The 11,642-nt window shown below is 34.8% G+C and carries 4 protein-coding genes; all 4 read left to right on the forward strand.

Annotated elements, in window-relative coordinates; translation table 11 throughout:
* A partial coding sequence (locus MPF19_RS18375; RefSeq protein WP_249989744.1) for a T9SS type A sorting domain-containing protein occupies nt 1–315 on the forward strand: 315 nt, incomplete at its 5' end.
* 291 nt (nt 316–606) lie between these two features.
* The gene (locus tag MPF19_RS18380; protein ID WP_249989745.1) at nt 607–1,575 is read left to right on the forward strand and encodes a T9SS type A sorting domain-containing protein; all 969 of its coding nucleotides are present in this window, start codon (nt 607–609) and stop codon (nt 1,573–1,575) included.
* Between the two features lie 238 nt (nt 1,576–1,813).
* Nucleotides 1,814–2,056, forward strand: coding sequence for a hypothetical protein (locus tag MPF19_RS18385; protein ID WP_249989746.1), 243 nt, complete (start codon nt 1,814–1,816; stop codon nt 2,054–2,056).
* 182 nt (nt 2,057–2,238) lie between these two features.
* Nucleotides 2,239–11,642: DUF8693 domain-containing protein (locus tag MPF19_RS18390; RefSeq protein ID WP_502925254.1), on the forward strand; the 9,404-nt coding region annotated here is incomplete at its 3' end.

Here is an 11,642-nt window from a genome sequence, read left to right on the forward strand (position 1 = left end):
ACGTATACAGATCGTTTTGTACTGGCTTTTAAAGAAGCTACAGTACTTGGTTTAGATGAAGATACCTTAACTGCCGATACCAATATCTATGCAGACAATGAAAACCACAAAATTGTAATTTCTAAAAACAATGAAGTACAAATTAATAAAGTTGAGTTGTATGACATACTTGGTAAAAAAGTACGTCTTTGGGAAATGAAAGAGCAAAAAACTACGTACCAATTAGACATCAACAAACAAATACCAACGGGTGTCTACATTGTAAAAATGAATACCAATAAAGGTACAATCAATAAAAAAGTGGTTATTGAATAACCACTAAAAATAAGTTCATTAATTAAAGCTGAATAATAAAATCATTATTCAGCTTTTTTTATCCTTTTTTTTAAAACAGCTCTTACACTATCACCAAAAAATTAATACAACTTAAAGTATTAAATAGTAATTTTAAGAATAAAACATGTACTTCTTGTAAATAGATTTCTAATAATCTAAAAATTATTCAATAATAAGCTAATAACTAATCATTTAAAACAAAAAAAAACAGTAAAGACAAATAATCTTTCGTTATATTTGAGAACATATTTATTTAATCCCCCAAAACAAATGAATAACTTTAAACACACGCAGAAATTATTTTCAGAAATCTCTACTTTTTCTAACAACCAACAGCACAAAAAAAAGAAAATACACAAAAAAGAAATTTTCTTTTTACTATTACTTTCCATTTTCTTTAACACAAAATCTTTTGCCAATCTTATACCAAATACAGCTGCATCTGCAAAAGTCTGTGAAAAACTCATCTCTATAGACAATAATTATAAAAAGACCTTAAAAGAGAATAAAAGCAACCAAAATGCAGAAACAAAAATTAAAGAATTAATACCAATGATTAAATTAGGGTTTGAGTATAAAAACCCAGAAGATTTAAATTTACATCATCAGATAGCCATTTCTTTTCTAGCAATAAATTCATTTAATTATGACAAAGGGTACGACTCCGAATCATTTAAAAGTAATAAAACAGATATGTACTGGAAATTTGCAAATGATCATCGAAAATATGTAATTGCTGGTGTACAAGAAATATCTGAAGATTTAGAGGTTCCTTTAGAAATTACAATGGGTTATTCCGGACAAGTAAACCTAATGCTAGATAAAATTCAAAATGTTTCTAGAGAAATCTACATAAAAGATAAACTTACAGGCAATTCATATCATATAACAGAAGAAAAAATAAACTTAACTTTAAATAAAGGCATGTACTCTAATCGTTTTGTACTAGCTTTTAAAAAAGCGACAGTACTTAGTTTAGAGAATAACATATTACCTAAAGAAACCACGATTTATGCCGATAATAAAAATCAAAATATTGTTATTTCTAAAAATCAAGAAATAGCAATACATAAAGTAGCTCTTATTAATATTCTTGGTAAACAAACATTTTTTTGGAATATCGAAGAACAAAAAAATGATTACCAACTAACTCTTAAAAACCAAATACCAAAAGGTATGTACATTGTAAAAATGAATACCAATAAAGGTACCATCAATAAAAAAGTGGTTATTGAATAACCCTTTAGATATGTACTAAAAACAGACTACCAATCATTAAATTTAAACCAGTGAATTCTTTTTCGCTGGTTTTTTTTGTGATCATAAATGCAACATAAATGGGTAAAATTTGTCATGCTAAAGTTGTTTCTGAATCTAAAATTTAAAAAATAAAACGTAATTTTTTAAACTTAATCGTTTGTTGTACAAACTATATGATTAATAATAACTACTTTTGCAACTTAAAAATTTCTTTTTAATGACCAAGCTCATAAATGGAATGAAAATATTTGGGGGAATATTTCATTTTACAATGCAGGTCCCCATCTATTTTGTTCAAAAAATAAAAAAAGCTTTAAAACAAGCAGAAACTTCCTTGTTTTTAATGCAAATATGTTTAATACTTAAAAGTTTAAACAAACCTATTCGTGCGCTCAAGCATGAAATAGCAAATGGACAAGAATTAGCCACAAAAAAACAACTTCTACTTATAAAACAGTAAATAATTTTAATCTTTAGAAATAAAAGTGACTTTTCTATTTTAAAAGGGTCTTAAACTTGGTACTCGTTCATAAAAACGATGCACAAGCTGCTAAAATTTTCTTAAATGATTAAATAAAGCAGTCTGCAATAAAATGCGCTGTACATTAAAAACGTAAAAAAAAAATTATCAAAGTAAAATATATGAGACATAAATACTTATTTGTAAAAGGATTAATTATATGTAATTTCCTTTTATTTTTTATTACAAATACTCAAGCGCAAACAGATGCAGCAAGTATTCAAGATGATGTAACTTTTCAATGGATAGGGAATCAAACTACAAGAACAGATGCCGCTAACATAAAAAGTTTTACGGTAGATGGCAAAGTGTTTGACTTATTCGCAGTTCCTTCAGGCTATCAATTAACCCAAGTAGGGCCACAGGGTCATATCCGAAATGCGATTAAACTAAATGGTAATACACCTATTGGTGCAGGTAATAGTGGTCCTACTCCTACCTCTACAGTAAATGGTTTCGGAAGTGCTAATTGGAACATAAAAGCCCTAGCTGCTTTTCAAGATAAAAACTTAAACCACTATTTTACATCTAGTGTAAACGGGAGAAATCTTAATTATAACTATACTACAGAAAGAACTACAGACGCACAAAGACAATCATTGTTATATGATCCTGCAATTCCTTCTAATGAAGGAGCAATTGTGGCAATTACAGAGCGAAACGCTAACAACGCTTACCATATTGAAGTTTTTGGTATACCTTCTACTGGTGGTGCAGAACAATATTTAGGAGAAACTTTTGTACATGCAAACGGTAAAACTGAATGGGGTTTTGGTGGTACAGGTAGTGGTAGTGGCAGTGGCAGTAACATAGGTACTCCGGGAGCTGTAACAAAGCCACGTGTAAATTCAGATTATTGGTTATCAGACCGAGTTGTAGAGAATAATGGAACGATAGGGATTGCCTTATTTTATTTAAGTGAAATAGCTCCTATTGGATCACGTATCACTAGAGTTCAATTAACTGCTGCCACAACAGATCATGGTGATGGAAAATTTTTCATACTTCAATCTTATGCTACTGATGATACAGCTGAAACTATTTGGAATACACCTGTAAATGGAAACGTAGGAGATAATGATCAAGTTCCTACCGGTTCTTCTTTTAGTTATAGTGGATCTAACACAAGTTTCGTGTTAAATACTAACGGTACTTATACCTATACGCCAAGTAAAGATTTTACAGGAACAGTTACTTTTGAATACCAAGTATGTTTACCAGCACCAAACAATCTTACTTGTGATACTGCAACAATTACAATTACTGTTAAACAAGGTGATTCTGATAATGATGGAGTTTCAGATGATATAGATTTAGATGATGATAATGATGGTATTCCAGACATTTTAGAAAGCGGAGGAAACAACCCTGATGGAGATGAAGATGGAGACGGAATTCCTAACTACAAAGACACTACAGACAATGGTAATACCGGAGATAGTAGTACAACAAATTATACAGATGCTGATGGAAATGGTATTCCGGATGTATACGATACAGACGGAGACGGCATTGCTAATCATTTAGATTTAGACGGAGACAACGATGGTATTGCAGATATTGTAGAAGCAGGTGGTGTAGATACTAATGGAGATGGTGTAATCGATTACCCAACTTATGGAGATCCAACATCAATGGTAGATGCAGATAATGATGGTTTAGCAGATATCTATGATGACAATGTTACAGGTGGAACTAATGGAACACCTATTGCTAATCCAGATTCAGATGGAGATGGTATTTCAGATGCACAAGACTTAGACTCAGACAACGATGGTATTCCAGATGTTGTAGAAGCTGGTGGTATAGATGCAAATGGAGATGGTAGAATACATGCCACAACAGACAATGATAACGACGGATTTGCAGATTCTGTAGATGGAGATGTAAATGGAACTACAGACGATACAAAAGCACTAATTATTACAGGTGAAGATGGTAATAATGATGGTATTCCAGACAGTTATCCGAATGGAGATACAGACGGAGACGGCTTCTTAGACAGTAAAGACTTAGATGCAGACAACGATGGTATTCCAGATTTAATAGAAGCTGGCGGAGTAGATACTAATGGAGACGGACGTGTAGATGAAGATACAGATACAGACAACGATGGTTTGGCAGACATTTATGATACAAATGCTTCAGACGGTCCAGGAACTAATGGTACAAACGGTAATGCACTTGTAAAAACAGATGAGACTGGTACTATGGTAGATGGCAATAATAATACTATTGACACCGATGGTGATGGTATTCCAAATCATTTAGACTTAGACTCAGACAACGATGGTATTGTAGATATTATTGAAGCCGGAGGAACCGATGCTAATAGAGACGGAAAAGTAGATAATATTGATGCTACAGGTAAATTAACAACAGACACAGATAATGATGGTTTTGATGATGTTGTAGACGGTAATGTAAACGGAACAGACAACTCAGGTAATGCTTTAATTACAACAGGTACAGATACGAATACTGATGGAATAGCAGACACTTACACAAAAGGTAATGCTGATACAGACAATCTACCTAACTTTTTAGACATCGATGCAGATAATGATGGTATTCCAGACAATATAGAAGCACAAACTACAGCAGATTATATTGCTCCAAGTGGTGTTGGTACAGCTATGGCTGACGAAAATAATAATGGTATCGACGATAAATATGAAGTAGGTACCGTAGGTATTACTCCAACAAATACAGACAATACAGACAATCCAGATTATTTAGACTCAGATTCAGACAATGATGGTATTGCAGATATTGCCGAAAATGGAAATGAGAATAACAGTTTGTCTGGTATAGATACCGATGGAGATGGTTTAGATGATAATTTTGAAGGTTCAAATAAGAATGATCCTTATGACGTAAATGATGAAATAGATACACCAAATGCAAGTAATTTAGGAGATGAAGATTCAGATTTAGATTCAGGTGGAGATGTAGATTATAGAGATTTTAAAGATAATGATGGTGATGGAGTATCAGACTTTTTTGATTTAGATGACGATAACGATGGTATCTTAGATACAGATGAAGGTTGCGGTAACTTAATTGTAAATGGTGATTTCGAACTTCAAGATTTTTCTAGTACATCTGAATTTCCAAACGGAGGAACAAATAGTTCTGGTACATTTATAGGAAAAACATTAAACACAAACACTTTAACAGGTTGGAATTATACACAGAACCTAGACGGATGGGTTGGAGGACAATCTCCAAGTTGGTCTACTAATACATATGCAAACGCTTATAATGGAAAGCAATACATAGACGTTCTTGGTAATAACGATAAAAGCGATGGAGGTGTAAGCAATATTCTTTCACAAACTTTTACTACAGTACCAGGAAATACATATACACTTTCTTTTTATTGGGGAGAAGATATTGGTCATGGAACAGGTCAAGATGTTACTTTAAATGTAAAAGTAAAAGATGCAGGTAGTTCTACTATTTATGATCAAACATTAAAAGCAAAAGCAGAAGGTACAATTAACGGAATTGTTGGTCCAAAAAAATGGTATAGCTTTACTACTGTTTTTATAGCTACAACTACAGAAACTTCAATAGAGTTTCAAGCATCTCCTCCTGTACCTGGTTCTATAGGAATTGGCGCTGCTCTAGATTTAGTAAGTGTTTTCTCAAATAATTGCGAAGACACAGATAATGACGGTATCCCTAATTCTTTAGACTTAGATTCAGATAACGATGGTATTCCAGATTTAGTAGAAGCTGGTGGTGTAGATACAGACGGTAATGGTATCGTAGATGCTATTAATGCAGACGGAACATTATCTAACGATACCGATGGTGATGGTTTAGATGATACATACGATGACTATGTTGTAGGAGGAACTAACGGTAACACAATTACAAATCCAGATTCAGATGGAGACGGTATACCAGATACTCAAGATTTAGATGCAGACAACGATGGTATTCCTGATGTTGTAGAAGCTGGTGGAACCGATGTAAATGGTGACGGTAAAGCTGATGGTTTTATAGATACTGATAATGATGGTTTTAATGACCTTGTTGATGGTGATGTTGGGCAAGATGGTGTTTCTGAAAATACAAACAACGCTTTAATAGTAACAGGAAATGATGCTAATAATGATGGTAAACCAGATACGTACACTAGTGGAGATACAGATAATGATGGTATTCCGAATCATTTAGATTTAGATGCGGATAATGATGGGATTGCAGATGTAGTAGAAGCTGGTGGAACCGATGTAAACGGTGATGGTAGAGCGGATAACTTTACTGATGCTGATAACGATGGATTTAATGATGTTGTGGACGGTGACCCTACAAATGCTTTAGCTGTTGGTACCGATACAAATGGTGCAAATACTTCTGATGCTTTAATAGTTACAGGTGCTGATACTGATGGTGACGGAAACCCTGATTCTTATCCAAATGGAGATACAGATAACGATGGTATTCCGAATCATTTAGATTTAGACGCGGATAATGATGGTATTGCAGATGTAGTAGAAGCTGGCGGAACCGATGCAAATGGTGATGGTAGAGCAGACAATTTTGTAGATGCTGATAATGATGGTTTTAATGATGTCGTGGACGGTGATCCTACAAATGCTTTGCCTATTGGTACAGATTCTAATGGTGCAAATACAGACAATGTATTAATCGCAACAGGTGCTGATACTAACGGTGATGGAAACCCAGATTCTTACCCGAACGGAGATACAGATAGCGACGGGATTCCTAATCATTTAGATTTAGATGCAGATAATGATGGTATTGCAGATTTAGTAGAAGCTGGCGGAACCGATGCAAATGGTGATGGTAGAGCAGACAATTTTGTAGATGCTGATAATGATGGTTTTAATGATGTGGTAGATGGTGATCCTACAAATGCTTTGCCTGTTGGAACTGATTCAAATGGTGCAAATACAAATGATGTATTAATCGCAACAGGTACTGATACTAATGGTGACGGAAACCCAGATTCTTATCCAAATGGAGACACAGATAACGACGGAATTCCTAATCATTTAGATTTAGATGCGGATAATGATGGGATTGCAGATGTGGTAGAAGCTGGTGGAACCGATGCAAACGGTGATGGTAGAGCAGACAATTTTGTAGATGCGGATAATGATGGTTTTAATGATGTGGTAGATGGTGATCCTACAAACGCTTTGCCTGTTGGTACAGATTCAAATGGTGCAAATACAGACAATGTATTAATCGCTACAGGTGCTGATACTAATGGTGACGGAAATCCTGATTCTTATCCAAATGGAGATACAGACAACGACGGAATTCCTAATCATTTAGATTTAGATGCAGATAATGATGGTATTGCAGATGTTGTAGAAGCTGGTGGAACCGATGCAAACGGTGATGGTAGAGCAGATAATTTTACTGATGCTGATAATGATGGTTTTAATGATGTGGTAGATGGTGATCCTACAAATGCTTTAGCTGTTGGTACAGATTCAAATGGTACAAATACAAATAATGTATTAATTGCTACAGGTGCTGATGCTAATGGTGACGGAAACCCTGACTCTTACCCGAACGGTGATACAGACAACGACGGTATTTTAAATCATTTAGATTTAGATGCGGATAATGATGGTATCGCAGATGTGGTAGAAGCTGGCGGAACCGATGCAAACGGTGATGGTAGAGCAGACAATTTTGTAGATGCTGATAATGATGGTTTTAATGATGTGGTAGATGGTGATCCTACAAACGCTTTGGCTGTTGGTACAGATTCAAATGGTTCAAATACAGACAATGTATTAATCGCAACAGGTACTGATACTAATGGTGACGGAAACCCGGATACTTATCCAAATGGAGACACAGATAACGACGGTATTTTAAATCATTTAGATTTAGACGCGGATAATGATGGGATTGCAGATGTTGTAGAAGCTGGTGGAACCGATGCAAACGGTGATGGTAGAGCAGACAATTTTGTAGATGCTGATAATGATGGTTTTAATGATGTCGTGGACGGTGATCCTACAAATGCTTTAGCTGTTGGTGCAGATTCAAATGGAGCTAATACTTCCGACGCTTTAATTGTAACAGGTGCTGATGCTAATGGTGATGGAAACCCGGATTCTTACCCGAACGGAGATACAGATAATGACGGTATTCCGAATCATTTAGATTTAGATGCAGATAATGATGGTATTGCAGATGTCGTAGAAGCTGGTGGAACCGATGTAAACGGTGATGGTAGAGCGGATAACTTTACTGATGCTGATAACGATGGATTTAATGATGTGGTGGACGGTGATCCTACAAACGCTTTGGTTGTTGGAACTGATACAAATGGCGCAAATACTTCTGATGCTTTAATAGCTACAGGTGTTGATGCTGATGGTGACGGAAACCCTGATTCTTATCCAAATGGAGATACAGATAACGATGGTATTTTAGATCATTTAGATTTAGATGCAGATAATGATGGTATTGCAGATGTAGTAGAAGCTGGCGGAACCGATGCAAACGGTGATGGTAGAGCAGATAATTTTACTGATGCTGATAATGATGGTTTTAATGATGTTGTAGACGGTGATCCTACAAATGTTTTAGCTGTTGGTACAGATACAAATGGCGCAAATACAGGTAATGTATTAATTGCTACAGGTGCTGATGCCAATGGTGACGGAAACCCGGATACATATTCTAATGGAGACACAGACAAAGATGGTATTCTTAATCACTTAGACCTTGACTCAGATAATGATGGTATTACAGACGTTATTGAAGCAGGTGGTGCAGATACTGATAGAGATGGATTAGCAGATTCTTTTGTAGATACAGACAATGATGGTTTTAATGACACTGTAGACGGAGACCCAACAAATGCTTTAGTTGTTGGTGTAGATACTGATGGTGCAAATACTTCTGATGCTTTAATTCTTACTAGTGCAGATGATACTAATGATGGAAAACCAACTTCATACACCAAAGGTGATGCAGACTCTGACGGTTTCCCTAACTTTTTAGACATAGATGCAGATAACGATGGTATTCCTGATAATGTAGAAGGACAATCCACAAGTGGTTATAAAGCTCCAACAGGTGTTGGTAGCGGAGCATCAGGAATAACAGATGCTAATAAGAACGGTGTAGATGACCAATACGAAGATGGTGCTAATATTGGTGTAAGCCCTATAAACACAGACGGTGATTCAGGTGCTAATTATGTACCAGATTATTTAGATGCAGACTCAGATAACGATGGTGTTCTTGATATTATTGAAAATGGAGATGATGACAATACCCTTAGTGGAACTGATGAAGATAACGATGGTTTAGATGATAACTTCGATGATAACAATGATTTAACTATTGCTGGTTCTACTGTAAATGACGGTTTAGGCTCAGGAGATAAAGTTACTGATGCAGCTTCTTTAGAAAGTGCTTTTGGAGATACAGATAATGATTTCCCTGGTACAGGTGATCTTGACTATAGAGATAAACCAGACGCAGCAAACGTTATGATTACGCAAGTGTATCAATTTGGTGCAGAAAGATGGATAGAAATAACCAATATTGGTACAACTGATATTCCTGCAAACACTATTAAAATTCAATTGTACAAAGATAAAACTGGTGATCAAACAGGTGTAACTCCAGATGCTTCTGATATTGTTGGTACAGTACTAAAAGCTGGTAAATCTGTATTATTCAAAAAGAGTACAAATAGTATTATTTCTACGAGTGAGATAGCAGCCGATGCAACAGTAATCATTAATAACGATTTAACGGAATTAGATGATGCTAATGATATTATTACACTTTCATCTGCCTCTGGTATTTATTCTTGGGCCGATAGATATGATGTTGTTTCTAATATTACTAATAAAACATCATTAGTAAGAATAGATGAAACACTAACAACTAACACTACATACACACCAAGTGAATGGGTAGTTTTTATAGATGATGCAATAATACCTTATCAACAAGTAGGAAACACTATTAATTTTTATGATAAAAGACATCCTCAAGATGCTTTAATCTCAGAAATAAAAGAGTCTAGTACAGATGCGAATACTTTGTTAGGTTTACACAGAATTAACATTACTACTTCAACAGCTAGTAACAATGTATATACAAATGGTTATCCAGATAGATCTCGTTCAGTAGTAATTGATCAAAATTTTGAGCATACTAGTAATAGATTAAGTGCAAGAAAGCTAAAAGTAAATGCAAGTAAAACTTTAACAGTAACAGACCAATTGTTAGTGGTTACTAATGATATTACTTTAGACGGAGATATTCGTTTAGCAGGTACTTTAGCTCAATTAGTACAAACACATACTGGTACAAGTACAATTACTAGTTCTGTTTCTGGAACTATGGGGAACCTTTTAGTAGATCAAAACTCAGAAATACCAAGTTTATACAGATACGGATATATGAGTTCTCCTGTTAATTCAGGCGTAAACAACTACACAATAGAAGATGTATTAAAAGACGGTACAGATCCTAGTAATCCAAAAGACATTACATTTGTTGGTGGATATGATGGAGCTACTACAGATCCTATTTCTTTAGCTGATCATTGGATATACACCTATGCACCTGGATCTGATGGTAGATCTAATTGGGTACATCAATATAAAAGTGGAACTATAGCGCGCGGTGATGGATTTATTTTTAAAGGACCCGGAAGAAAACAAAATTATACTTTTGTAGGTACACCAAATGATGGTGATTTTAGTTCAACTAAATCAATAGCTGCAGGAGACAGTTACTTAATAGGTAACCCTTTCCCTTCTGCTATGAATACTATGAAATTTATACAAGATAATTTTGCGCATACTACTGGGACACTTTACTTTTGGGAACATCATGAAAGTATACTTGGTGAAGGAAGCGGAATCGATGGTCACATATTTGGTGGTTACATTGGTGGATATGCAACCATAAACTACGTTACAGGAGTCGCAGCAGATAAAATAGCAGATATTAGTATTAATGATAATAACGGAACTTCTGGTTTAGGTAGTCAGACATACAAAGAGCCGGAACCTTATATAGCAATAGGTCAAGGATTCTTTATTGAAGGAGACAAAGCAGGTGGTGCTCCAATTGTTTTTAACAACAGCCAAAGAGCATACGTTACAGAAGGAGATCAATCTGTATTCTTTAAAACAAGTAAAAAAAGTAGCAAAACAGTAAGTAACAATAATTTGTTACCTATTATTAAAGTAGGATTTGAATACAAGAACACAGAGGAAACGTTACTTCACCATCAAATAGCAGTTTCTTTTCAAGAAACGAACTCATTTGATTTTGATAAAGGATATGATTCTAAGGTTTACGGAACTGCTAATACAGACATTTACTGGAAATTCCCTTCAGATGACAATAAATATGTAATTGCAGGTGTTCAAGAAATCTCTAATGAATTAGAAGTACCTTTAGAACTTACAATGGAAAATACTGGAGAAGTACATTTAATGGTAGATCAAATTCAGAATGTTTCTAGAGACATTTACATTACAGATAAACT

The organism is Polaribacter sp. Z014 (assembly GCF_023555435.1).
Taxonomy (GTDB): domain Bacteria; phylum Bacteroidota; class Bacteroidia; order Flavobacteriales; family Flavobacteriaceae; genus Polaribacter.

Coding starts and splice junctions, on each gene's coding strand:
- MPF19_RS18380 (WP_249989745.1), top strand. CDS start 607: ATGAATAACTTTAAACACACGCAGAAATTATTTTCAGAAATCTCTACT.
- MPF19_RS18385 (WP_249989746.1), top strand. CDS start 1,814: ATGACCAAGCTCATAAATGGAATGAAAATATTTGGGGGAATATTTCAT.